The organism is Flagellimonas pacifica, from assembly GCF_900215465.1.
In the GTDB taxonomy this organism is placed as follows: Bacteria; Bacteroidota; Bacteroidia; order Flavobacteriales; family Flavobacteriaceae; genus Flagellimonas; species Flagellimonas pacifica.
In genome coordinates, this window is record NZ_OBEH01000001.1 from 232,900 (window position 1) to 258,271 (window position 25,372).

Sequence of the window (25,372 nt, forward strand, 5' to 3'; positions counted from 1 at the left end):
TGTAATCAAATAAAAAACAAAAACTTATGGGCACAAAGCATATCTATTTGGAGCACGCCAATATTACGGTAAACGATTTACAGGAAGCAATAAGATTCTTCAGAACTGCTTTCCCTCACTTTAAGATTAGGGGCGGCGGAAATGGCACAAGAGAATGGGTTCACCTAGGTGATGATGACACTTATATCGCTATCAATCAGGCTAAGTATAGCAATTTAACAATTGACAAAAACTACGACAAGATTGGAATAAATCATATTGGGTTTGTTGTTCCCGATGTTCAGAAAATAGCCAACAATCTTCTTAAAAATGGGTACAAACGTGATTTTCCAAAAGAAGTGGAACAATTTAGAATCAGGGACTATTTTGCCGATGCCGACGGAAACCAGTACGAGTTTGTGCAATATCTTAGTGAGGTGCCCGAGAAAAAAAACAGCTACAAAACACAGATATAAAAGCAGTTCATTTTAACATTTTTGAGATGCTCAGTCACTTTTTTGGTTATTTGGCGCTAATAACCTCATAAGTAAAGTCGTTAAAAATCCCGATCTTCACCAGGTCATCATTATCAAATAAAACGAACCATCTTTTAATTGTTATAGTGTATCCTGAAAAATGATTGTTGTAGAAATGATATTATTGGTCATTGCTTATACCTTGCTAAGCATCTCCATATTTTTAGGCATACTTTGTCTTAAAAAGAATATTGAAACCTGGGAGACCATCGCATTAATGTTTTCGCTACTGCTGTTAATCATCTCATCAACTGCTGAAACCGCTGAAAAAGTAATAAGGGACAATCCAAACCCCAACGAACCTACCGATGTTTTTATATTGTTGGCCATGGTTTTGGTGGGCTTGGCAACACCCTTGAATGTAATGGCAGAACGACGGCATAATTTATCCTCCTTTTGGAAAAAAGTCCTTTATTCTATTGCTGCGATATTGTTTGTGGCAACCATTATAGGATTTTTTACAAACACGCTAGACTACCTGCAATATGCGGCATCCTTATTTTTAGGGGTTTCTGTTATAGCTTCTATGGTATTGATCAGGGTTACCAAACCTCAGAAGAGACTGCAACACATTGAAAAACTGGAACGAATTTTTGCACTTATATTTTTATTAGTGGTTCCATTATCCCTGTTTATTAACTTTATTAATTCTGAAGTTGGTCAAACTTTAAAAGTAGGATTTACGTTGCCCTTGGTTTTTATTCTTATTTCTGCCAATAAAATATGGGACGATCTACAACGCCTTTCCATTCTCAAATCCAATGTGTCACCAAATGAACAACATTTTAAAAATTTTTTCTTGACCGAAAGGGAGAAAGAAATAGCCAAACTGTTAACCAAAGGAAAGACCTACAAACAGATTTCAGAAGAGTTGTTCATCTCGCTTCCTACAGTAAAGACCCATACCTCCAACATGTACAAAAAACTCAAGGTAAAGAATAAGCATGAACTGATAGTAATGCTGATGAATTGATTATATCTCCTCGTACTTTTGTATGAGATTGAACAACATCCCAACAACCATACTATAGTATGACGATTTTGGTCTGATCAGATCCATATACTTGCACTGTATAAATTACTTCGATCATGATCAAAAAGAAATTCACATTTACATTTGCACTTACACTTTTGGGATACATTGGCTTTGCACAAGATGATACCATAGTAGAAAATAAAAAAACACACGCTTTTATAGCTTATGAACTGGGCCAGGCCGCATTTAATGATTTCAATTCCTATTCTGGTGAGATAGGGCTTCGGTTCAACAACAATCATATGATCAGATTGGCCCACATGAATGTGAAGATGTCCGAAGAACATTTATCATCAAAATTCGCAGTAGTGGTAGATGGAGATAACGTTGAAGGGAAGTTTTTTGGGTTTGAATCCTTTTATGACTTTCCTGTTGTTTGGAACGGACTTTACCTAAGTCCTTCTATAGGATGGTACAGAAATGAATACAACCATACCATTCTTGATGAAAAGCTTAAAAAAGACTCTGCAACCATTGGTTTGGCTATTAGTTACCGAGAAACCAATATTTTTGGTGTGGAGGGACTCTATTACACTCTTTCATTTCCAATGAGGACACCCTTTAATCCAATCAAAAAAACTGAATTGGGTGACACCACTATTAAAAACAACACTTTTGACAACAATATTTTCTTTTTTATAGGATTTGAGTTTTGATTGGCCATCAACCTGTAAAAATAAGAACCCGCCTTTCATAATGTCATTGCAAACATGTTAAAGTACAGCTACAAGAAAGGTGTCTGCTTTTGATGAATGGACTGGATAAACCATCTATCCCAATCTTGTTTTTTTGATGGTTGAAATTAAAATGTTTAGGAAGTAGATAATTTGGCCCAATGCAAAAAATATCAATCCAAGGAACCAAAAACTCTCAAGTTCAGGAGTCAATTCTGTCCAACTAAGTACAAATCCCAATATAGATAGCAAACTGAAAGTCAAATGAGTCCATACCATCCATTTGGTAAATTCTATCTTGAAAAGATTGAGCATCCTATACCCAAAACCACATAGAATATACCAAGCACCAAATACATTAAAGAAATGGGCAAAGGCTATTACAAAATAAGTATCGTGAACATTGATATCCAAAGTTGAATCAGGAGAAAAAAGCATAAAATAGACCTGAAGAGCAATAAGTATTACGCCAAATATCAAAAAAACAATATGTGGTTTTTCGCTTATACTTTTCAATGCAGGTTATTTAATCATCTTTAAATTTACCACTTCCTGTTCGGTTAAATGCCGCCAGTGGCCACGTGGCAGGTCTTTTTTGGTCAATCCTGCAAAAATCACCCTATCCAACTTGGTTACATTATAGCCCAAATGTTCAAAAGTACGGCGTACAATGCGGTTGCGGCCACTATGTATCTCAATGCCAACCTCCTTTTTGGGAGAACCTTGAATGTAGCTAACATCGTCTACTTTTACCGGTCCGTCCTCAAGCTCCAATCCTTCTTCAATTTTGCGCAGGTCAGAAAGAACCAAATTCTTATCCAAATGCACATGATAAATCTTGCGAACTCCATGTGTGGGATGCGTAAGTTTTTTGGTCAGATCTCCATCGTTGGTAAACAAAAGCAGTCCAGTAGTATTACGGTCCAAACGGCCCACAGGCAATAAACGTGATTTTGAAGCGCTGGAAACAAGCTCCATTACCGTTCGCCGTCCCTTTTCGTCGTGGGTGGTTGTGATAAAGTTCTTCGGCTTGTTCAACAGTATGTACTCTTTTTTCTCTGGATTAAGTTTTCTCCCATCAAAACGGACATCATCGGTCAATTTTACTTTGTATCCCATTTCGGTAATCACCTTTCCGTTTACAGATACACTCCCTGCAGCTATGTAGGTGTCCGCTTCCCTTCGGGAACAGATTCCGGCATTGGCCACATAGCGATTTAACCGAATTTCATCGAGGTTTGAGTTCCTTACAGGCTTTTGAGGTTTTTTTCGAAATCCTTCTTTTTTAGAGAATGGTTTCTTTGGATTTCGTTTTTGAGAGTTTCCAGAAGGCTTTCTACCTTTGTTATAGTCTGATTTCGCCATCAGTCATAAATTTTTTGCAAAAATAGGGCTTTTTACTTCCCCAAACGTCTTGCGAACAATCATTTGCATGGCATTTTTAGTTTAAAATTCCCGAACTTCATTTTCTAATAGCCATGCCAATGAAAACCATGATTAACTTTAACAAAACAACACTTCTTTTACTCACATTGGCACTTGCTTTTGCCTGCACAAATAGAAAAGAATTGTTTGTCGATTATTCAAATCCTCAAATTGTATACTCAGGTAGAATAGATTCATCAAAAGTTAAAAGGGTAGATTTATATTGGTCTGGCAGTTCTATTAAATTCAATTTTGAGGGTGAATCAATTGCAGCATTGATTGAAGATGAAAAAGGGGACAATTATTTCAACATCATCATTGATGCCAATGACCCTTTTATTTTTCGTCCAGATACCACTAAACGTTACCACCAACTAGCTTCTGGGTTATCAAAAGGAAGGCATTCCATTGAAATCTTTAAACGAACCGAATGGGATCGGGGAAAAACTTCCTTTTACGGATTTCAAATTGAAGGAAATGCCAAGATACTGCCCAAGTCTTCGCTCCTTAAAAGAAAAATAGAGTTTTATGGCAACTCCATAACAGCGGGTTATGCGATTGAGGATCTATCCGGAAAAGATTCTCCAGATAGCACATACACCAATAACTATTTAAGTTATGCCGCTATAACTGCTAGGCATTTTGATGCAAAGTATCAATGTATCTGTAAAAGTGGTATTGGTATAACGGTGAGTTGGCACCCTCTAATAATGCCTGAAATGTACGATAGATTGATTCCCACAGATTCTACAAGCACATGGGATTTTTCTTTGTACAAACCTGATATTGTTGTGGTCAATTTGTTTCAAAATGATTCTTGGTTGATTAACATGCCAGAATATGAGGAGTTTAAGGTGAGGTTTGGTACTGAAGCTCCAGATGAAGATGAAATTATAGCTGCCTATCAAAAGTTCATTGCCAACATAAGACAAAAATATCCTGAAGCCAAAATCATATGTTCGCTTGGATGTATGGATGCTACAAAAGAAGGTTCAAAATGGCCAGGTTATATTGAAAAAGCAGTTGCCAATTTAAATGACAAGGCTGTTTATACTCATTTTATGCCCTATATCGAAGCTACCGCCCATCCTTCAATTAAAGATCAGGAAACAATGGCAAATGAGTTAATAAACTTTATTGAAAAAAACATTCACTGGTAGTTGGGAATTTTATCAATCCATAATCTGAATTCATCAATTAACCTTTGAATCTTTAGTTGAATTTTCCGAACTTCACTTATCCGTCGATATAGTTCATTAAAACGAACCATATCTTAAACGTTATCTGCAAGCCCAAAACAACAAATGAACCAAACGAGTAACATAGAAAAAATAACTTCAAAATCTTGGGAATTAGACAAAATTCATATTTCCCATAATGTTATTGACTATAATGCTCTTGGAACAAATAAATCGAAGAATGAAACAGAATATGTTAGACTTCATTTCGGTTTACAAGGTTCGTATGACTTCAAATTTGCTCAACTTAATTCTTCTTTTCAACTTTCTGGACATCATAATAATATTATGTATTCAAATGGACTCGAAATAGAGGTTGAGAACAAAACGGAACGAATTGAAACTTTTGGAATTAATTTCACTACGGAATCATTCGTGGAAATAGCAAAAAATGGTAACGAACCGTTAAAGAGACTTGCAGAAAAAGTAATGAATCGTGAAAACTCAATCTTATCTACTGAATGGAAAACCAATAATTTCAAGATTCAATCTGTAATTAACGAAATAATACATTGTCAATATTCTAAAGAACTTAAAGATTTATTTCTACTTTCTAAAAGTATTGAACTCCTTGTACTTCAAGCTGAATTATATAATGAACACAAAACTCAGAATTATATAAAGTCTCAAAAAGATAAAACTAAGTTAATAGAGGCTAAAGAATTATTGACAGGTCGAATAGAAAACCCACCAACCTTATGTGAACTTTCTAAATTAGTAGCATTAAATGAGTACAAACTAAAAAAAGGCTTTAAAGAACTCTTCGGAACTACCGTTTTTGGCTACATTCATCAAGTTAGAATGGACTTAGCAAAAAGGTTATTACTTGGCACCTCAAAAACAGCAAAAGAAATTGCTTATGAAACAGGTTATGGTTCGCCACAACATTTTTCAAAAGCATTTAAAGAACAGTTTGGAATTCCTCCGAATAGTATAAGAAATGTTCCCGATTCTACAATCAAGAATAATGATGATTCATCAAATTTGAACACTTAATATAAAATTCAAAAAAGATGGAAAAATCAATGATTATTGAAAAAACAGTAGATTTTAAAGTAAATAAAAAGCAAGTTTGGGATTTACTAACTAATCCAGAAAAGACAAAACTGTATATGTTCGGTTGTGAAGTGTTATCTGATTGGACAATTGGAAGTGAAATAATTTGGAAAGGTAAAACGGAAGACGGACAGGAAATCATTCACGTAAAAGGAGAAATAACAGAAATTAAAAACGGAGAAAAAGTTTCTTTTACAATGCTTGACCCAAATATCGGAATTAAGGACATTCCTGAAAATTATGTTAATCTGACGTATGAATTAAATGAATCTGAATCAGGAACAGTTCTTAAATTGACACAAGACTTTGCAGGAACAGAAAATGCTGAAAAAAGATATAACGAATCCGCTACTGGTTGGGATATGGTAATTGATGTGATGAAAAAGCTTGCTGACTGAAAAGCCAGCAGATAACAATGTATAAAAAACATAGGGCGGTTTAGGCTTAATTTGAAAGTCTGTGCTTATTTATAAAGTCGCCAAACCGAAACGTATCGCTTATTACCTGCCCTACGTTTCTTATACTAACCGATAAGTGACATACCTAAAAGTTTAGAAATAATCCTAAAACAACACTCTCAAATCTTAATCCTTAAACGCAACCGTAGATTGTCGGCCCCTATTTACATTTAATTTGGTAACATCCGGTCTTGAATAATGCCCTACCGGGTCAAAATTTTGTCGCTCTTCGTACACGCGGTTAAAATCCAACGTTTCATAGATCAGACCTTCTTTATCCACTATTGGTTCTACAATCCATTCACCATCTGGTCCTGCAATGGCAGAGCCTCCATTGGCCAAAACTTTTGGTGCTCTTTCCAAAATCTTGCCCAGATGTGGAGTATCTTTTGGAAAATCTGAAGTCTGCATCAACGAAGAAACCGAAATCACAAAGCTTCGTGACTCCCTTGCAATAAACCGGGTAATATCTTTGGTGTTATGTAGTCCACCTGGCCATACGGCCACATGTAAATTCTCACCTTGACCATACAGTGCAGCGCGTGGTAGGGGCATCCAATTTTCCCAGCAATTTAGCCCTCCTACAGTAAATTGTTTTAAGGAATGTACTTGAAGTCCGTTTCCATCACCTGGAGCCCATGTTAAACGCTCATCATATGTTGGTTGCAATTTTCTATGCACAGATCTTATCTCCCCTTTTTGGTCAATGTATACCAAAGAGCAGTACAAACTATGACCGCCACGATCTTTGGCTCGCTCCATCATTCCTAAATAAATGGCCATCTTATGGGTTTTGGCCAGCTCACTAACGGCGTCCAGTTCCCCAGCCTCAATCTGAATGGAATTTCTGGCATAATGGGCGTGTAATTCCTTGTTTACCTTTAAATCCCATGCCGCACCCTCAGTATAGGCCAACCAGAAAGGGTATCCTGGTAAAAAAGCTTCTCCAAAAACCAAAAGCTCTGCTTTTTCCGAAGCAGCCTCTAGAATTGTAGCCTCTATCTTGTTCAGCGTTGCCTTTTTATCCAACCAAACGGGGGCAACTTGTGCCATTGCCACTTTTAAAAGATTCTCCATTACAAAATCCGATTTAAGACCAAATCAACATCAATCAACAGTATACTAAAAACGCCAGCCACTATGATAAATTTTAGGATGTTGTGCAACCAAACATAGTGCTTTTTGCTTTTTGCTTTCCATAACAGAATGATAAAAACTCCCAATAGGGCAATACAGAGTAGGAAATATAGGTACATATACCCAACATCAAAACTATTGATCAGCAACAATGCCGGAACAAGGGTAAGTATAACCAGCAATCCAACAAATACTTTAGAAACCTTGGGGCCATACATGATGGGGATGGTTTTGTAGTTTTGGGCCATATCTCCTGCCATGTTTTCCAAATCTTTGACTATTTCGCGGGCCAAAATCAACAAAAACAAGAACAGGGCATGCACAAAAATTACATTCTCAAAATTCTTATAATAAACAAAAACCACAAAAAAGGGGGCAATGGCCAATGAAGCAGAAACCAGGTTGCCAATAAACGGAATACGTTTTAGCTTATGGGAATACAACCAAATTCCAAAAATATAGGTCGAGAAAAAGAATACCGCCCTAAATGAAATATAGCTTGCTGCAAACACCGCCAAAAAGTTCAGTATAAAATAAGTGGTAAGTTTAAACCGTTGACTCACCAATCTATCCAACATACTTTTGGTTGGTTTGTTGATTAAATCTTTTTCGGCATCGTAAAAATTATTGATGATGTAGCCGCTTGCTATGACCAAGGCCGAAGCGGTAACAATAAGAAAAAGGTTTAAATCTAAAATTACATTGTACAAAGGTGAATCTGGAGAAAGTATATAAATGGAAGCTAAATATTGGGCCAGCGTAATTATTAAAATATTATAGCCTCTAACTACAGAAAACAAACTCAGTAACTTGAACAGCAGGAGTTTATTTTTTCTGCTAAGCATTTGACATTTTTAGAAGTTGTAGACCACCTCCAAATTGTACCCCTTGAGAGCCTTTTTGGCTTTATCAAAATCTTGTGTAAAGCCCAAAATATAACCTCCACCACCGGAACCGCAAAGTTTAAGGTAGTAATCGTTCGTATCTATCCCTTGTTGCCAAAGTTGGTGGAACTTAGAGGGAATCATTGGTTTAAAATGATCAAAAACCACATGGGAAAGTTGTTTTAGGTTTCCAAACAGAGACTTTACATTTCCGTTCAGAAAATCTTCAACACAGGCATCTGTATGCTTAATGAATTGATTTTTCACCATACTTCTAAACCCTTCCTGCTTCATTTTCTCCATAAAAATCTGAACCATAGGGGCAGTCTCACCGGTCATCCCGCTGTCCAATAAAAATACCGCACCTTTTCCTTCTTTATTTTGTGATGGGATACTTGTTGATTCAATGTTATCTTTTGAATTGATAAGAATGGGTAAGCTCAAATAACTGTTCAATGGATCCAAACCGGACGATTTTCCATGGAAGAAAGATTCCATTTTCCCGAAAATCTCCTTTAATTTCAGCAATTTTTCACGGGTCAAGTTCTCTAAGACAGTAATCTTATCGGTAGCATATTTATCGTAAACAGCGGCCACTAATGCCCCACTACTCCCTATACCATACCCTTGCGGAATAGAGCTGTCAAAATACATTCCTTTGGCAACATCATTCTCCAAAGCTTCAAGATCAAAAGAAACCAGACCTTGCTCTTCGCTCTCCAATTTTCTAAGATAATCCACATAAGATTTTAAGCTTTCATTGGATTTCTTTGCCTGTTCAGATGGATTTTCATCGGTTTTTAAAGCTCCTTTGAAAAAATTATAGGGAATGGAAAGTCCCTTGGAATCTTTGATGATTCCATACTCCCCAAATAGAAGAATCTTAGAATAAAATAATGGTCCTTTCATTTATGCTTTCTAAAATACAAATAATTTGCCCCGCTTGTGCTATCTAACGGCAAACAGTGCTGATCATTGGGTGTTTTCCAATAGTTTTCGCGCTCCATTGCCAATTCGGTCGCAAATATAGTGCCCATTCTCACAATGCGCAACCAATTCATCCTGAATAAATTGGATTGCCTTTTCTTTTGCCGACTCTGGATAGAGTACATGAACATTGGCTCCAGCATCCAAGGTAAAACAAATAGGAATTTTGGTGTCTTTTCTGTAATCCCAAATCTTATTGATAATCTGTAAGGTATCCGGTTTCATCAAAATAAAATAAGGCATACTTGTCATCATCATAGCATGAAGTGTCAACGCCTCACTTTCCACCACTTTGATAAAGCCTTCTAAATTTCCTTCTGAAAAAATGGTTTTTAAATTCTCCATATTTTCATGGGCCTGCCCAAAACGTCTTTCTGCATATGGATGGTTGTGCATTAAATTATGCCCAACTGAACTACTTACTTGCTTCTGACCTTTATGTACCAATAAAATGGTATCATGAAAATTCTTAAAAACAGGATTTACTTTGAATGGATATTTAATTCCATATAAATTTGAACTATCGGCAATTGGCTTATGTTCTCCCCACTGAATCAAATCTCCTTCAATGCTTCTGCAGGCACTTCCAGAACCTAATCTGGCCAAAAATGAGGCTTTTCTATTGAAAAAATCCTTGCCCATTTCTGGATTCATCACTTTCTCCATATCCACCAGACACAATGCCAAGGCTGCCATTCCGCTAGCTGAGGAAGCAATTCCGCTACTATGGGGAAAGGAATTTGAGGTTTCAATTTTGAAGTGATATGATTTCAAAAACGGAATGTACCTTTCAATCCGTTCAAAAAAAACCTGAATTTTGGGCTTAAAATCCTCTTTGGACTTTCCTTCTAAAAATAGATCAAAAGAAAATTGGGAAGTATCTTTTTTTCTGGTAAAGAAAATAGTAGTGGTTGTAGCACAGGCATCCAACGTAAAACTCACTGATGGATTGGCTGGAATCTGATTTGTTTTTTTTCCCCAATATTTAACCAAAGCAATATTACTGGGCGCTTTCCACGTAACCTTACCTTCTGTAGGTAAATTAGTATATGGGTCGGGCAGAAAATCTGTCTCGGTCATTGGAAAAATATTTGGGCAAATATAAATGATACTGTTTGCTTCCAATGAGGCGGATACAAATAAATTCTTATTTTAGACGGAGTTGCACCAATCATGAAGAAAAAAGTAATCTACATTACTATAAGCGTTGCTATTTGTCTCCTCATTGGGTTTCTGTCCAGTTTTGCCACCCAAAGTTCAGTAAACGATTGGTACCTTACCTTGAACAAGCCAGATTTTAATCCTCCTAACGCTGTATTCGCACCTGTGTGGACCATGCTTTATATTTTGATGGGTATTGCTGCTGGCATTGTTTGGTCTAAAGGGTTTCATCATATTTGGGTAAAGACCGCTTTGTATCACTTTGGATTTCAACTACTCTTTAATGCCTTATGGAGTATTGTATTCTTCGGGTTGAAGAACCCTCTGGGAGCTCTCTTCATTATTATGGTGTTGCTCACCTTGATTATATTGACCATTAAATGGTTTAAAGTTGTAAGCAAAACTGCGGCTTATCTCTTAGTGCCCTATTTGCTTTGGATTTGCTTTGCAACCCTCTTGAACTACAAAATCTGGGAACTGAACTAGCTTTTTGTCATTTCTACCAATTTGTTCATCGTTTTTAAATTACGTGTTGTGGCCTGTACTTTCAATTTTCTTTCCACAAAGTTGTTATCAAGTTTTGCCTTTCCGTATCCTTTTTCACAACATAAATAAACACAGGTATTGGTAACATGGAAATCTTCGTTAACAAAATTCAATTGGTTGAATTCCTCCTGATGTTCTTTTGCCGGAGATTGTTTTAGCAATACAAAGTACAAGTTGCTTTCCTCTGTCTTATTCACAAAAGGATTTGCTTTTATAATAGCCTCAATTTCACTTCCTGTTACAACCATTGTTGGAACTTCAAAACCAAAACGGGTCAAGATTACATCCTTAATCTTGTCTTCAAGTGCGGCATTGTTCAATTCCGCGCTGTCAAAAACAATATTACCGCTCTGTATATAAGTTTTCACATTTTTAAGATTGCCTTTTTCCAAAGCATCTCTTAAATCTGCCATCTTAATTTTCTTTTGCCCACTTACATTGATTCCTCTGAGCAATGCGATATAGGTTTTCATATTAACAAATTATCAAGTCCAAAAATACTCTGATTTATTTTAGTAAATTCATTGACATCAAATCCATTAAAATGAATCAATACATCCTTGCTTTGGATCAAGGCACCACCAGTTCAAGAGCCGTTGTTTTTGATAGAAAGGGAGCCATAATTTCCGTTGCCCAAAAAGAATTCACCCAAATATTTCCCAAACCGGGCTGGGTAGAACATGATCCCAAAGAAATTTGGGCCACACAGGCGGGGATAGCAGCAGAAGCTGTTAGCAAAGGTAGTTTGAAGGGAGAGCAAATAGCCGCCATTGGCATCACCAATCAACGTGAAACGGTTGTGGTTTGGGATAAAAATACCGGTGAACCAATTTACAATGCCATTGTTTGGCAAGACAAACGAACTGCTGACTACTGTGATGAATTGAAAAGCAAGGGGAAATCTCAAATGATTCGAGAAAAAACTGGACTGGTCATTGATTCATACTTTTCTGGAACCAAGGTAAAATGGATTTTGGACAACGTAGCAGGAGCTAGGGAAAAGGCGGTGGCCGGAGATTTGATTTTGGGAACCATTGATACTTGGCTTATTTGGAAAATGACTGAAGGAGCACTCCATATTACCGATGTTACCAATGCTTCCCGAACGCTTATGTTCAACATTAATACTATGGAGTGGGATGATGAACTTCTTGAACTCCTGACTATTCCAAAAAGTATGCTTCCGGAAGTAAGACAATCCAGTGAAGTTTACGGACATACAAGCCCTAACTTTTTTGCGGCAAAAATCCCAATCGCAGGAATTGCGGGAGACCAGCAAGCCGCATTATTTGGTCAAATGTGCACCAAACAAGGTATGGTCAAAAATACTTATGGCACAGGTTGTTTCATGTTGATGAACATTGGGGAAAAACCTATTGTTTCAAAAAATAATTTGCTTACAACGGTAGCCTGGAAAATAAATGGAAAAACCCATTATGCTCTTGAAGGCAGCATTTTTATTGCTGGAGCAGTGGTGCAATGGCTTCGGGATAGCTTAAAAATAATCAAGACTTCATCAGAAGTGGAACAGCTTGCCGGATCAGTTGAAAGTTCTGAAGGTGTTTATTTTGTTCCAGCTTTTGCAGGATTGGGTGCTCCACACTGGAACCAACATGCCCAAGGAACCATTTTTGGCCTTACAAGAGGGAGTACAGATGCGCATATTGCTCGAGCGGCCTTGGAATCAATTGCTTATCAGACTATGGATATCTTAAAAGCGATGGAAGCCGATTCAGGAATCTCTATCAAAGAGCTTCGCGTTGACGGAGGAGCTACAGTCAACAATATGCTCATGCAGTTTCAGTCAGATGTGCTGAATACCATTACCATTCGACCAAAAATTATTGAGACTACCGTTATGGGTGCAGCATATTTAGCAGGATTGGCAGTGAAATATTGGGAGAGTCCAGAAGAAATTCAAGATATTTGGCAAACCGATGTGCATTTTAGTCCATCAACCCAACGAGATTTTATAGAAAAAGGAATCCAAGGTTGGTATAGGGCCATTAAGGCATTGGAGTATTGGACAGAAAAACATTGAACTTCATCAAAAAATAATCTTTAACCAAAAAAGTTATGACTCCTTTTGTTGCCGAGATTGTAGGCACTTTTCTTTTAATTTTATTGGGGTGTGGCGTAAATGCCAATGTTTCCTTGCAAAAAACCTACGGAAGTGGTTCCGGATGGATTGTTATTACCACGGGATGGGCTTTTGCAGTATATACGGGAGTCGTGGTTGCTGGACCTTATAGTGGCGCCCATATGAATCCAGCTGTAACAATAGGTTTGGCTATGGCTGGCGAATTCTCCATATATGATGTTCCAAATTACATTATTGCCCAATTTATAGGGGCCATGCTTGGAGCCTTTTTTGTTTGGCTTATAAACAAAGACCATTTTGATGTTACTGAAGATGGGAATACAAAGAGAGGTGTTTTTTGCAATGCCCCGGCTATTCCCAATATTTTCACCAATATGTTGACCGAAATTTTGGGCACTTTTGTTCTCGTATTTGCTGTTCTTTATTTTACAGATGCAGTTTCAACAAAGGATAATACCATTATAGGATTAGGCTCTTTAGGGGCATTGCCGGTTGCATTAATTGTTTGGGGCATTGGTCTATCTTTAGGTGGCACCACGGGTTACGCAATTAATCCAGCAAGAGATTTGGGCCCTAGAATAATTCATGCTTTGGTTCCTATTAAAAACAAAGGCTCCAATGGGTGGGGATATTCTTGGATTCCAGTAGTAGGTCCTATTTTGGGGGCTGCACTGGCTGCAGGAATAGCAATTGCACTTCAATAATAATTAAGAATTAGCGGCAATGGCCTGCGCAGCAATATAAGCCCCTGTCCATGCATTTTGAAAGTTAAAGCCTCCGGTTATAGCATCTACATTGATAATTTCTCCAGCAAAATAAAGATTAGGGATAATCTTGCTCTCAAAAGTCTTAAAGTTGATTTCTTTTAAATCTATGCCCCCAGCGGTCACAAACTCTTCTTTAAAAGTACTTTTCCCTTCTACCCTAAAAGAGCACGCTGTAAGTTGTTTTGCCAGATCATTAAGCTTTTCCTTGGTTACATCTGCCCACTTTAAATCTTTTTCAATTCCTGCGGCCTTCACTAAATTTATCCATAATCTTCTGGGAATATCAACCGCATTGGTCCTCAAAATGGTCTTTTTAGCCTCCACTTCTTTTATTTCTTTAAGTAAAAGTTCCATAGACCCAGTTGTGTATTCTGGCACCCAATTAATACTAACCCTAAAAACATAATGGTAATCATTCAAAATATTTGCTCCCCATGCCGAAAGTTTCAAAATAGCCGGTCCGCTCAATCCCCAATGCGTTATTAAAATAGGGCCATCGGATTCCAGAATAGGTTCTTCCGTGGGCACACTTTTAAGTTTAAGACCTGTCTTTGGTGTAGAAAAAATCTTTTTAGGCAAGATTTCGGCATAAGCATAAGTACTAACCCCGGGTATGCCTTTTATTCGCTCATCATTGATATTAAAAGTAAATAAAGAGGGAACAGGCGGAATAATTTTGTGGCCTATTTTTTTAAGCTGCATCCATATTTTTGGGTTACTTCCCGTGGCAAGAAGTAATTTTTTTGCATAGTAGTGCTTATTCATTGTAGTAACTTGCCAGCCTTCATCTTTCTCATTTCTTTGAAACTGTTTTACCGAACTATTCTTCAATACCTTTATCCCCAATCGCTCGGCTTCACCTACAAAACAATCGATAATACTCTGTGAAGAATTGCTCTTAGGAAAAACCCGTCCATCTTCTTCTATTTTTAATGGAATTCCCCGTTCTTCAAAAAAAGCCATCACGTCCATTGGTGCATGCGTATGGAATGGTCCCAAAAGCTCTTTTTGCCCTCTGGGATAATTAGTGACAAGTTCTTGAGCGGAAAATTCACCATGTGTTACATTACAACGACCCCCACCAGAGACCTTCACCTTGGAAAGTACATTCTTACCTCTTTCAAAAATGGCAATTTTTAAATCTGGCGCTTGCTCAGCAATATGAATGGCTGCATAAAAACCTGCTGCACCACCTCCAATAATAATAACATCTAACATTAATGCGCCCGTTCTGGATAGTTTGTAATGATTCCATCTACTCCAAAATCCTTCATTTTTTGAATATCTTCCGGTTCATTAACTGTCCATGTATAAATTTTGAATCCTGCTTTCTGCATTCCACCCACATTCTCTTCTGTTAGAGTTTTGAAGTTGGGGTTTATAGCATCGGCACTCAATTCTTTGGCCACTGGGATTGCTTGTAAAGGGTCTTCCTCTGTTAAAACAGCAATTTTTATGTCCTTGTTCAGTTCCCGATATGCCCGAAGTTCATCCCATTTAAAGCTGGAAATAATAAAACTATCAGGCGACCAACCTCTTTGCTTTATGAAGTTCTCGGTTATTAGATTCACTCCTCCTGCTGTGCCAACCCCTTTTAATTCGATATTAAGAGCAACCTTATTATTAATTAACATTAATACGTCCTGAAGTGTTGGAATTTTATGGTTGCCATCTAGAACGAGTTGTCCTAAATCCTCAATATTGTAATCTTCAATTTTACCTTCACCGTTTGAAAGTCTATCTACCTGCTTATCATGAAATACAACTATTTCTCCGCTTTTAATTTTAAAAACATCAATTTCAATCATATCAACTCCCAAATCCATTGCCTTTTGCACAGATGCCAGCGTATTTTCAGTTGCATGGCCCATGGCTCCCCTATGCCCAACAATTAAAGGTTTAGAATTCATAAGATCACAACTTATTATTAAAAAAACGGGAAATAAGATCAGTGGTAAATTTTTCTTCATGTTGGTTCATTGTTAATGTTAAAAATACGATATGAAAACGAGATTGATCATAAGGTATTTAATGCGAATACTTCTTTCAAATCTCAACATAACAATCATATCATCAATATTTTAAATCAAATTTTAATAATTTGTTAATTTTTATTTAATACTTTTATCACTTTATCAACCAATAATATAACTGACATGTTTTCAAAATCAAATTTATTAGCCACAGTTGGGGCTTTTATCACCATGTTTTTATTAGGATATGGTATCTGGGAATTTCTTTTGGCCGATTTTTTTGAAGGGCACACTCTTAAAAGCTTTCTGAGTGAAGATATGAATATGGGCTTAATTGCTGTAGCCAATGTGATTATGGCCTTTGTTCTAAGTTCTGTATATAGTAAATGGGCAAGAGGTCACCACAGTGCCAAAGAAGGTTTTCAGTACGGTGCTTGGATCGGTGTGTTTATGGGATTTGGCATGGGAATCTTAAATTATGCCTTAATGGGACTTATGGACATTACTGGGACCTTGGTCAATGGAATTGTAGAAGTTATTTTTTACGGGATTATTGGAGCTGTAATTGGATTGATTTATCAAAAAACTGCAGCAAAGGAAAAATAGCAAATTAACCAACTTTAAACTTTGGCGGATTGCTTTGCAATCCGCTTTTTTATTCCTCAATTCTGAAGATAAAAGATTCTAGGGGTTTAAGTTCCATATTAATGACTCCAATTCCATTTTCAATGTGGAGTTTTTTCCCATCACCGTAATAAAGTTCTTCTATTAAACTATATTCTCGATTTTTCAATTCCCATTTGGCAATAATATCTTCCGGAATCTTAAGTTGAAAGTCGTAGCTTTTATCAGCATCAAAATTGGATACAATTATCAGCTTTTCATTCTTACACCACCTTACAAAAGAAAGTACTCGATGATCATACCCATCTGTACGATCTTTGTTGAAAAAATGGATGTCTTGATACTCACCCATCAAGGCATCACTTAATATTGTAAAATTCAAGAGGCTTTTGTAAAAGTCCCTGAGTTTTTTTTCGTCATTGGATAACTGCCCTCCATCAAATTGCTTATTGTTCATCCATCTTTGGTGATGGGGCACTCCGATGTAATCAAAAATTGAAGTACGGGAAGGTTTTCCAAATCCTGCATCCTCAGCTCCGGGCTCACCAACTTCCTGACCAAAATAAATCATGGTAGGCGAGGTACTCAAAGTTGCAGAAACAACCATGGCAGGTTTTGCCAGTTCAGCTTTACCTACAAAGTCCGGACTTGCAATCCGCTGTTCATCATGGTTTTCTAAAAAATGGAGCATATGATGCTCAATATCAGCCATTCCTTTTTGTACCACAGGAATATGGTCTGTCCACCCATAGCCCTTCATAATATGTTTTATACTATCATACAATTCCACTTTGTCATACAGGTAATCCATTTTTCCTTTATGGATGTAGTCCCTATATAAATTTGGATTATATACTTCAGCTAACAAAAACGCATCCGGGTTTTTCATTTTGATATTGGAATTCAAAAAGCTCCAAAATTCCACTGGTACCATTTCGGCCATGTCAAAACGAAAACCATCAACCCCAAAATCTAGCCAATAGAGTGCAATATCCTTAAACTTGTTCCAAGAGTCCGGTATGGATTTATTGTTCCAAAACTCAAAATGGGCCTGGTGGCCTTTTTGGGCAAACTCTTGGGGCAGTTCTTCAAAATCTTTTGACCCATCTGGTCGGACTCCATAATTGATTTTTACCGTTTCGTACCAATCATTAAAATGTGGTTGGGTCAAACGCGAACCATTTCCTGTCCACTTCGCAGGAGTTTCTTTAAACTTTGAATCTGATAGTTCGTTTTCCTCTCCACCCAACGGCAGATAGCCATCTTGCCATTGGGGCACACTAAATTCTGTTCCGGGGATATAGTAAAAGTTGTTGTTTACATCATACTCCACATCCGTATTATCATTTGCCCCAAAATCCACTACCCCTTCTGGATTGGTCAACCCTTCATAATTTCTGGCGATGTGATTGGGCACAATATCAATAATGACTTTCATTCCAGCCTTATGGGTTCTTTTGACCAATTCCTTGAATTCGTCCAATCGTTTTGAAGCATCAACAGCCAAATCTGGATTGACATTATAATAATCTTTAACGGCATAAGGAGATCCCGCACGACCTTTTACAACATCTGGATCATCATTGGAAATTCCATAAGCCGTATAATCATTAATTACAGCGTGATGAAGTACCCCGGTGTACCAAATATGGGTCACTCCTAAGTCCTTGATTTCCGCCAGTGCCTTATCCGTAAAATCCGAGAATTTTCCAACACCGTTTTCTTCAATGGTCCCCCAAGGTTTGTTGGTGGAATTGGTATTTCCAAAAAGTCGGGTAAAAACCTGATAGACTACGGTCTTCTTTTTCATTATTGGCTGATGTGGTTTAGTATTTACCGTATTTTGACATGAGCACAAAACTGCAATAAGTGTTACAACGATACCGTAGCATAGTCTTTTCACACATGCACAATTTTTCCTGGAAGCAGTTTTACCTGTTTATCATTTACTTGTATCATTAACTCGTTGGAGCCAGAAATTTCAAAGTCAGTGCCTTTTTCCGAAACCGTAATGGTAACTATCTGATTCCTGAAATTGATTTTAAAGGAATAGGAAGTCCATTGTTTTGGAATTTGAGGGGTAAAACAAAGTTGATTGTTCTTTACCCGCATTCCCCCAAAACCTTCCACAATGCTCATCCAGGTTCCGGCCATGGAGGTAATGTGAAGTCCTTCTTCCACTTCTTTGTTGTAATCATCCAAATCCAATCTTGAAGTTCTCAAGTAAAAAGTGTATGCTTGGTCCATTCGCCCCAATTTAGCCGCCTGAATGCTATGCACACATGGAGATAAAGAGGATTCGTGTACGGTAAAGGGTTCATAGAAATCAAAGTGTTTTTCTAGCTCTTCATTGGTGAAATCATCTTCAAAAAAGTAGAATCCCTGCAAAACATCAGCTTGTTTTATGTATGGCGAACGTAAAATTCTGTCCCAGCTCCATTTTTGGTTGATGGGCCTATCGGACCTGCTCAAATCTTCCACTTTAATCATTTCCTTGTCCAAAAATCCATCTTGCTGCAAGTACACCTGATGCTTTTCTGAAAATGGAAAATACATGTTATTGGCAGCCTTGGCCCAATCTTCAGTTTCTGCCGAAGTCAGCTTGGTTTTTGATACAAGTATCTTGTAATCCTCCGAATATTTGTCCTTAATCACATCAAGTTGTTCCAAAGCGTAGTTGATGCACCATTTGGCTAAATAGTTGGTATACCAGTTGTTATTGACATTGTTTTCATATTCATTGGGACCCGTAACCCCAAGCATGACATACTTTTGTTTGTCTTCGGAAAAATTTGTTCGCTGATGCCAAAATCTAGCAATACCGATCAATACTTCCATTCCCATTTTTGGGATGTAACTGTAATCGCCTGTAAATCTGTGATAATTATAAATGGCGAAGGCAATAGCTCCGTTCCTGTGAATTTCCTCAAAAGTAATTTCCCATTCGTTATGGCATTCTTCGCCGTTCATGGTTACCATGGGATAAAGAGCAACTCCATTTTTAAAACCTAGCTTTTCTGCATTTTCTATGGCTTTTTCCAAATGGTTGTAGCGATATTCCAACAAATTCCAAGCTACATCTTGGTTTTTGGTTGCCATATAAAAAGGAAGGCAATATGCTTCTGTATCCCAATAGGTACTTCCACCATATTTTTCTCCTGTGAATCCTTTTGGCCCAATATTCAACCGGGAGTCCTTTCCCAAATAGGTTTGGTTCAATTGAAAGATATTAAAACGGATACCCTGCTGTGCTTTTACATCACCTTCAATAGTGATATCACTCATTTCCCAAATCTTAGCCCATGCTTCTATTTGTTTTTGGAGCAGTGTTTCGAATCCATATTTTGAGGCTTGATCCAAAACGGTATTAGCCGCTTTTAGCAACTGGTCTTTGGAATGGTTTCTATCTACCGTATAACCTCCATATTTTGTCAGGGTCACTTTTTCATTTTTCTTGACCTCAACACTATATGAATTTCCAATAGAAAGTTCGTCCTTTTTGGTTATTGGGCTTGCATCTACCTTGTCACCATCAATATGAAGCGCTGTTTGCATAAATGTGCAGACCGCAAAATTGGTCTTCATGGTATGCGATTCAATAAAAGCTCTGTTATCATCAGATGTAATCTTGGTAGTGTTCCAAAACTTATCCTCCCAATTACTGTCTTCATTGGTGATGCCACTGTCCAAATAGGGTAATAGGATAACTTCGGCATTGGCATTCAAAACTTGTAGATTGTATTGAATTGCCCCTACTTCATCCAAATCAACACATAAAAACCTAGTGACTTCTATAGCTACCTCAAAGTTATTTGGCATGGTTGCGGTAAAGCTTCGCTTATACCAACCTTCTTTCATGTTGAGTTCTCTTTTGAAGTTTGAAACACTTTTACATGTGTTCAAATCCAGAGGCTCACCATTTATAAAAACATCTATCCCTATCCAGTTAGGTGCATTCAATACTTTTGCGAAGTATTCTGGGTAACCATTTTTCCACCAGCCCACTCTGGTCTTGTCAGGATAATAAACACCGGCAATATAGCTTCCTTGAAAAGTTTCTCCAGAGTATTGTTCCTCAAAATTAGCACGTTGCCCCATAGCACCGTTTCCTATGCTGAACAAACTTTCAGAGGATTTTACTTGTTCTTTATCAAAGCCCTCTTCTATGACAGACCAGGGGTCTGCTTTTATATAATCTTGATTCATTTGCTTAATTAAACTGGTAAGTTAAATCTTGATCACTCGCTCAAAAAAGCTGCAAATTTAATTAATTGTGGAATTCCTAATAACCAATGTAGGCTCCAATATTTTGGTATGAAATGATTCCTCTTCCTCTTCACTTTCAACTTTATCTATGAGCATTTGAGCAGAAATTTCTCCCATTTTTTCACCATGCTGGGCAACTACCGTTAAACTGGGGTTGGCATATTTGGACAACAATCCATCGGTAAAACCGATAAATGAAATATCTTCTGGGATTTTTAACCCCTTTTTTTGGACTAGGCGCATGCTGAACACTGTAAAAATCTCGTTTACACAGAGTACAGCATCTACTTCTTGAGCATCAAAGAAATCTCTAATGCGCTCTTCATCCATTTCCATGGTAGACAATTTAAGTATTATGGACTCATCAATATCCAGCTCACTCTCCAACAAGGCTTTTCTATATCCCTCTGTTCTGGCCTTGCTCACACTTAAATAGTCATCCGTTGTAATTAGAGCTATTTTTTTTCTCCCCTGTTCTATCAGCTTTTTTGTGGCCACATACGCTCCCATCTGATCGTCTATAATTACCTTGTCGCAATCAATCTCATTTGTAATTCGGTCAAACAGCACTACGGGAATTCCTTGTTCGGTAACTTCCTTTAAATGGTTATAGTCACCTTTTTGTTGTGTTTCAGAAGAAAGAGACATTATAAAACCATCAATGCTCCCATTGGCAAGCATCTCCATATTAATTACTTCTTTGTCAAATGACTCTTCAGAAAGACATACTATAACATTATATCCTCTTGCATTTGCATATTTTTCTATCCCACGGATTACCGTTGTAAAAAAATGATGAACTATTGCAGGAATAACAACACCTATATTTTTAGTCCTTTTATTTTTAAGACTAATGGCAATATTGTTTGGCTTATAATTATAAAGTTTGGCAAAAGCCTGGACTTTTTCTTTTGTGTCCCTACTTATCTCCTCACTGTTCTTTAATGCTTTTGAAACAGTAGAAATAGAGACTTCGAGTTCTCTTGCAATATCCTTTAAAGTAATTTTTGCTTTCAAAAAATAAAAAGTTTGATTTTGTGGATTCCGGCCCTGAAATTAATCATTAAAAACCATTGACTTATCCTTAACATTTTTTTTAACAACAAGCCATGCAATAACTTATAATAAAGGTAAGAAAAGTCTTTAATTAGGCTTAATAAATAAAATTGTATATTAGTCAAAAAATTGCGGATTTCTTTAAATCACATAGATTAAATTATCATTCAAACAATTTAATCTTTATTATTTTAATATTCTTTCACTCTTTTAAAGTTATCAACACGAAACCGTTTTCGTTCGGTGTTGCGCTACACTTAAATTTCGTTTAACATAATTTTTATATATGTTTAACACTTGAACTAAGATTAACTAAACTTAAAATTAATTATTTATGAAGATTACGCTACTAAAGAGCTTTCTGCTACTTGGGGCATTTTTATGCTTTGGAATAGCTAAAGCCCAGACAGTATCCGGTACTGTTTCTGATGCGAATGGACCCTTGCCGGGGGCCAGTGTCCTTGTAAAAGGGACAACCAACGGTACGCAAACCGATTTTGATGGTAATTACACCTTGAACAATGTTGATAACGGTTCAGTAATCGTTTTTAGCTACATTGGTTTTAGCACGCAAGAAGTTAACTTCAACGGACAAGCTTCAATCAACGTAACGTTGCAAGAAGATGCTCAAGCCTTGGACGAGGTCGTAATTATTGGGTACGGTACTACAACAATCAAGGATGCAACTGGATCTGTAACAGCTGTTACAGCAGATGATTTCAATGGAGGTGTTATTTCTTCCCCAGAACAATTGATTCAAGGTAAGACAGCTGGTGTTAATATCTCTCAAAGTAGTGGTGAGCCTGGAGCTGGTATTTCAGTTAACATTAGAGGCTCCAATTCCGTTCGTGCCAACAACAATCCACTGTTTGTTGTAGATGGTATTCCATTATCTGGTGACAACACATCTCCAGCTGGTGATTCCGGGCTTGGTGCCACGGCAGTAAGAAATCCTTTGAACTTTTTGAATCCATCGGATATTGAAAGTATCAGTATCTTAAAAGATGCTTCTGCAACGGCAATTTATGGTTCGCGTGGGGCCAATGGTGTTGTTATCATAACCACTAAAACTGGAAAAGGCAGCCAAGGTGGTGTTTTTGAATTCTCATCAAGTTTGAGCATTGCTTCTCCAGCAAAAGATTATGACCTATTGGATCGTGATACATTTTTAAGTGGAGTAACCCAATTTGGCGGAAATGCTTCCGCTGTAGATTTTGGGGCAAATACAAATTGGCAAGATTTTATTTCAAGGAGAGCTGCTTCAACGAACAACAACTTGTCCTACTCTAATAACTACGGAAAAGGTAATGTTAGAGCCACCCTTGGTTATAGCAAGCAATTTGGAGTTGTTAAGAAAACTGACTTAGAAAGAATAACTGGAAGGGTTAATGCACGACATAGGTTTTTTGATGATAAATTAACTGTTGGACTTTCAGCAACCATCTCTAGAACTAACGATGAAACAGCTCCGTTTAGTGCAACAGCAGGGTTTAGAGGAGATGTTTTAGGCGCGGTTTACTCTGCAAACCCAACATGGCCAACTAACCCAAATTTCACAGATGGAGGCACTCAGATATTACCAGCTAATTTACTGCAGTATTCACAACTTCAAACTTTTACGGACAGAATCCTTGTCAATGGATCACTTGAATACACCTTTACTCCAGAGTTAAGTGCTAAAGTTAATTTAGGTTACGATACTTCTGAAAGTGAAGCAATCTCAGCCCTATCAGGAGATATCCAAAATTTATCCGGAATTGAGGATATTGGTTTTGGCGCATTCAATACACTCGAAAAAGAGAACCGTCTCTTAGAGGTTACAGTAAACTATAAAAAAGAATTTGAAAACTCAAAGTTTGATGTTTTGGTTGGTTATTCCTTCCAAGATTTCCAGACAAGAGGAAAAAATACTAACGGTAGAGGTTTCACCACAGCTAATCTTAATCAAATTGGTGATGACTTGAAAAACACCGTAAATACGATACAAGGTGTAATTCCAGGTAGTTTCCAACAATTTTACTACGGAGTTAATACTCCTTTGGTTCTAGCAAATAGATTATTCCCTACAGATGTTGCCGGGGATCCGGTTACATTTAATGGTGATAGGCCTGTACGAGCAATAGTTGCAGATTTCTTTGACAACACCGATGAACTGCAGTCTTTCTTTGGTCGCGTAAACTATTCTATAGCAGACAAGTATCTTTTTACAGCCACAGTTAGGGCAGATGGTTCTTCAAGGTTTGGACCAGAAAATCAATATGGATATTTCCCTTCTGCAGCATTTGCATGGCAACTTGCCGAAGAAGACTTTGTTGGTGATAATGTATCTACTTTAAAGTTACGTTTAAGTGCTGGTGTTACCGGAAACCAGGATGGTTTAGGTTACGGAAATTTTGTAGCTAGACAGCGCTTCTCTGACCTTACAATTCAAGATAACATGGAAGTTAACCAAAATGGTTTGGTCATTGTCGCCACTGATGTTCCTGATTTGAAATGGGAACCAACACTCAACCTTAACGTAGGTCTTGATTTTGGTTTCGGTGATGACCGCTTTAGTGGTAGTCTTGATGTTTACCGAAACGAAACTACAGATGTACTTTTGAGAACTCCTCCGGCCGCTCCGGCAATTGACCCATTCCAGTTTGGTAACCAAGATGCTTCCATAATTAACAAAGGGGTTGAACTTGGTCTTTCATATGATTGGATCCAAACTCAGGATGTTAATTTCTCTACTTCATTCAATGTTGCGTACAATGAAAACGAAGTATTGGATTTTGCCAGTTCAATTAATACGGGCGAAATTAACGGACAAGGGTTATCTGGTGCATTTGCTCAGCGTTTTGAAGCTGGTCACTCGCTATTCTCTTATTACATGGCTATTTTTGAAGGGTTCGACAGTGATGGCTTCCCAATTTACACAGATGTTGATGGTAATGGAACAGGCGATCCAATTGGTGATCAAACATTTATAGGGGAAGATGCCTTACCAGACATTACAACTGGCCTCTCTCTAAACTTGAATGTCAAGAACTGGGATTTGTCTGCTTACTTTGCAGGTCAGTTTGGCTTCTCCGTATACAACAACACAGCCAATGGTTTCTTTACCGCCGGTTCTATAAACAATGCACGTAACGTTACACAAAACGTTTTAACAAGTGGTGAAGCTGGTGGTGCATCAGCAGACGTTTCAACAAGATTTCTTGAAAAAGGTGATTTTGTAAGAATGCAAAACGCAACCCTTGGTTACAATTGGCCAGTTAGCGGAGAAGGACTACTAAAAAGTTTGCGCCTTTCTGTTACCGGGCAAAACCTATTCCTCATTACCGATTATAGTGGTATTGATCCCGAGGTTACTGTTGCTACAGGAGATTTAGGCTCAGGAGTTCCTACAAGAGGTATTGACTGGGCGGCTTTCCCTGCACCAAGAACAATCACCTTTGGTATCAACGCGTCATTTTAAATAAAAAA

General features: G+C 37.5%; 23 protein-coding genes. 11 read left to right on the forward strand and 12 right to left on the reverse strand.

The window, feature by feature from the left end:
* Positions 1-26 precede the first annotated feature (26 nt).
* From CRO15_RS01045 to CRO15_RS01055, 3 genes are all read left to right on the forward strand, one after another.
* On the forward strand, positions 27-455 hold the full coding sequence (locus CRO15_RS01045) for a VOC family protein (RefSeq protein ID WP_097043873.1): 429 nt from the start codon (positions 27-29) through the stop codon (positions 453-455).
* A gap of 160 nt (positions 456-615) precedes the next feature.
* The gene (locus CRO15_RS01050) at positions 616-1,488 is read left to right on the forward strand and encodes a helix-turn-helix transcriptional regulator (protein ID WP_097043874.1); all 873 of its coding nucleotides are present in this window, start codon (positions 616-618) and stop codon (positions 1,486-1,488) included.
* Between the two features lie 116 nt (positions 1,489-1,604).
* A complete protein-coding gene (locus CRO15_RS01055; protein WP_097043875.1) occupies positions 1,605-2,207 on the forward strand; it encodes a hypothetical protein in 603 nt (200 codons plus the stop codon).
* Between the two features lie 114 nt (positions 2,208-2,321).
* On the opposite strand, the gene CRO15_RS01060 is transcribed toward CRO15_RS01055, so the two are convergent.
* The gene (locus tag CRO15_RS01060; RefSeq protein WP_097043876.1) at positions 2,322-2,741 is read right to left on the reverse strand and encodes a hypothetical protein; all 420 of its coding nucleotides are present in this window, start codon (positions 2,739-2,741) and stop codon (positions 2,322-2,324) included.
* A 6-nt stretch (positions 2,742-2,747) separates the two neighbouring features.
* Positions 2,748-3,590 carry a pseudouridine synthase gene (locus CRO15_RS01065; RefSeq protein ID WP_097043877.1) on the reverse strand — a complete coding sequence of 281 codons (843 nt, stop codon included), beginning with the start codon at positions 3,588-3,590 and terminating at the stop codon, positions 2,748-2,750.
* Between the two features lie 119 nt (positions 3,591-3,709).
* On the opposite strand from CRO15_RS01065, the gene CRO15_RS01070 reads away from it, so the two are divergent.
* From CRO15_RS01070 to CRO15_RS01080, 3 genes are all read left to right on the forward strand, one after another.
* A complete protein-coding gene (locus CRO15_RS01070) occupies positions 3,710-4,810 on the forward strand; it encodes an SGNH/GDSL hydrolase family protein (protein ID WP_243396872.1) in 1,101 nt (366 codons plus the stop codon).
* A 144-nt stretch (positions 4,811-4,954) separates the two neighbouring features.
* Positions 4,955-5,884, forward strand: coding sequence for a helix-turn-helix domain-containing protein (locus CRO15_RS01075; RefSeq protein ID WP_097043878.1), 930 nt, complete (start codon positions 4,955-4,957; stop codon positions 5,882-5,884).
* Positions 5,885-5,901: 17 nt separating this feature from the next.
* Positions 5,902-6,342 carry an SRPBCC domain-containing protein gene (locus CRO15_RS01080; protein ID WP_097043879.1) on the forward strand — a complete coding sequence of 147 codons (441 nt, stop codon included), beginning with the start codon at positions 5,902-5,904 and terminating at the stop codon, positions 6,340-6,342.
* A gap of 186 nt (positions 6,343-6,528) precedes the next feature.
* Here CRO15_RS01080 and CRO15_RS01085 read toward each other — a convergent pair whose 3' ends face one another.
* The 4 genes from CRO15_RS01085 to CRO15_RS01100 form a co-directional block, all read right to left on the reverse strand.
* Positions 6,529-7,479, reverse strand: coding sequence for a carbon-nitrogen hydrolase family protein (locus CRO15_RS01085; protein WP_097043880.1), 951 nt, complete (start codon positions 7,477-7,479; stop codon positions 6,529-6,531).
* Positions 7,479-8,384, reverse strand: a complete 906-nt coding sequence (locus CRO15_RS01090; protein ID WP_097043881.1) for a geranylgeranylglycerol-phosphate geranylgeranyltransferase — start codon at positions 8,382-8,384, stop codon at positions 7,479-7,481. The genes CRO15_RS01085 and CRO15_RS01090 overlap by 1 nt, the downstream gene beginning before the upstream one ends.
* A gap of 9 nt (positions 8,385-8,393) precedes the next feature.
* Positions 8,394-9,332, reverse strand: a complete 939-nt coding sequence (locus CRO15_RS01095) for a mevalonate kinase family protein (protein ID WP_097043882.1) — start codon at positions 9,330-9,332, stop codon at positions 8,394-8,396.
* Positions 9,333-9,395: 63 nt separating this feature from the next.
* Positions 9,396-10,490: a diphosphomevalonate decarboxylase gene (locus CRO15_RS01100; protein WP_097043883.1), complete on the reverse strand. Its 1,095-nt coding sequence runs from the start codon at positions 10,488-10,490 to the stop codon at positions 9,396-9,398.
* Positions 10,491-10,583: 93 nt separating this feature from the next.
* On the opposite strand from CRO15_RS01100, the gene CRO15_RS01105 reads away from it, so the two are divergent.
* On the forward strand, positions 10,584-11,057 hold the full coding sequence (locus CRO15_RS01105; RefSeq protein WP_097043884.1) for a TspO/MBR family protein: 474 nt from the start codon (positions 10,584-10,586) through the stop codon (positions 11,055-11,057).
* Here CRO15_RS01105 and CRO15_RS01110 read toward each other — a convergent pair.
* A complete protein-coding gene (locus CRO15_RS01110) occupies positions 11,054-11,590 on the reverse strand; it encodes a DUF1697 domain-containing protein (RefSeq protein WP_097043885.1) in 537 nt (178 codons plus the stop codon). The genes CRO15_RS01105 and CRO15_RS01110 overlap by 4 nt on opposite strands.
* Before the next feature lie 71 nt (positions 11,591-11,661).
* Here CRO15_RS01110 and glpK point away from each other — a divergent pair, with 71 nt between their 5' ends.
* Both glpK and CRO15_RS01120 read left to right on the forward strand, forming a co-directional pair.
* The gene (glpK, locus tag CRO15_RS01115) at positions 11,662-13,158 is read left to right on the forward strand and encodes a glycerol kinase GlpK (RefSeq protein ID WP_097043886.1); all 1,497 of its coding nucleotides are present in this window, start codon (positions 11,662-11,664) and stop codon (positions 13,156-13,158) included.
* A gap of 35 nt (positions 13,159-13,193) precedes the next feature.
* Positions 13,194-13,922 carry an MIP/aquaporin family protein gene (locus tag CRO15_RS01120; RefSeq protein ID WP_097043887.1) on the forward strand — a complete coding sequence of 243 codons (729 nt, stop codon included), beginning with the start codon at positions 13,194-13,196 and terminating at the stop codon, positions 13,920-13,922.
* A 3-nt stretch (positions 13,923-13,925) separates the two neighbouring features.
* Here the strand turns inward: CRO15_RS01120 and CRO15_RS01125 are convergent, their stop codons facing one another.
* Positions 13,926-15,203 (reverse strand): BaiN/RdsA family NAD(P)/FAD-dependent oxidoreductase, encoded by a 1,278-nt coding sequence (locus CRO15_RS01125; protein WP_097043888.1) that lies wholly within the window; start codon positions 15,201-15,203, stop codon positions 13,926-13,928.
* Complete coding sequence (locus tag CRO15_RS01130) at positions 15,203-15,895, reverse strand: glycerophosphodiester phosphodiesterase (protein ID WP_097043889.1); 693 nt, start codon at positions 15,893-15,895, stop codon at positions 15,203-15,205. Before CRO15_RS01130 ends, CRO15_RS01125 begins: the two co-directional genes overlap by 1 nt.
* Positions 15,896-16,141: 246 nt before the next feature.
* Between CRO15_RS01130 and CRO15_RS01135 the strand changes: the two genes are divergently transcribed.
* Complete coding sequence (locus tag CRO15_RS01135) at positions 16,142-16,564, forward strand: hypothetical protein (RefSeq protein WP_097043890.1); 423 nt, start codon at positions 16,142-16,144, stop codon at positions 16,562-16,564.
* Between the two features lie 49 nt (positions 16,565-16,613).
* On the opposite strand, the gene CRO15_RS01140 is transcribed toward CRO15_RS01135, so the two are convergent.
* From CRO15_RS01140 to CRO15_RS01150, 3 genes are all read right to left on the reverse strand, one after another.
* Complete coding sequence (locus tag CRO15_RS01140; protein WP_097043891.1) at positions 16,614-18,392, reverse strand: alpha-amylase family protein; 1,779 nt, start codon at positions 18,390-18,392, stop codon at positions 16,614-16,616.
* Positions 18,393-18,481: 89 nt separating this feature from the next.
* Positions 18,482-20,788, reverse strand: coding sequence for a glycoside hydrolase family 65 protein (locus CRO15_RS01145; RefSeq protein WP_097043892.1), 2,307 nt, complete (start codon positions 20,786-20,788; stop codon positions 18,482-18,484).
* Positions 20,789-20,845: 57 nt separating this feature from the next.
* On the reverse strand, positions 20,846-21,865 hold the full coding sequence (locus CRO15_RS01150) for a LacI family DNA-binding transcriptional regulator (protein ID WP_097043893.1): 1,020 nt from the start codon (positions 21,863-21,865) through the stop codon (positions 20,846-20,848).
* A 373-nt stretch (positions 21,866-22,238) separates the two neighbouring features.
* Here CRO15_RS01150 and CRO15_RS01155 point away from each other — a divergent pair, with 373 nt between their 5' ends.
* Positions 22,239-25,364 (forward strand): SusC/RagA family TonB-linked outer membrane protein, encoded by a 3,126-nt coding sequence (locus CRO15_RS01155; protein WP_097043894.1) that lies wholly within the window; start codon positions 22,239-22,241, stop codon positions 25,362-25,364.
* Positions 25,365-25,372: the final 8 nt, after the last annotated feature.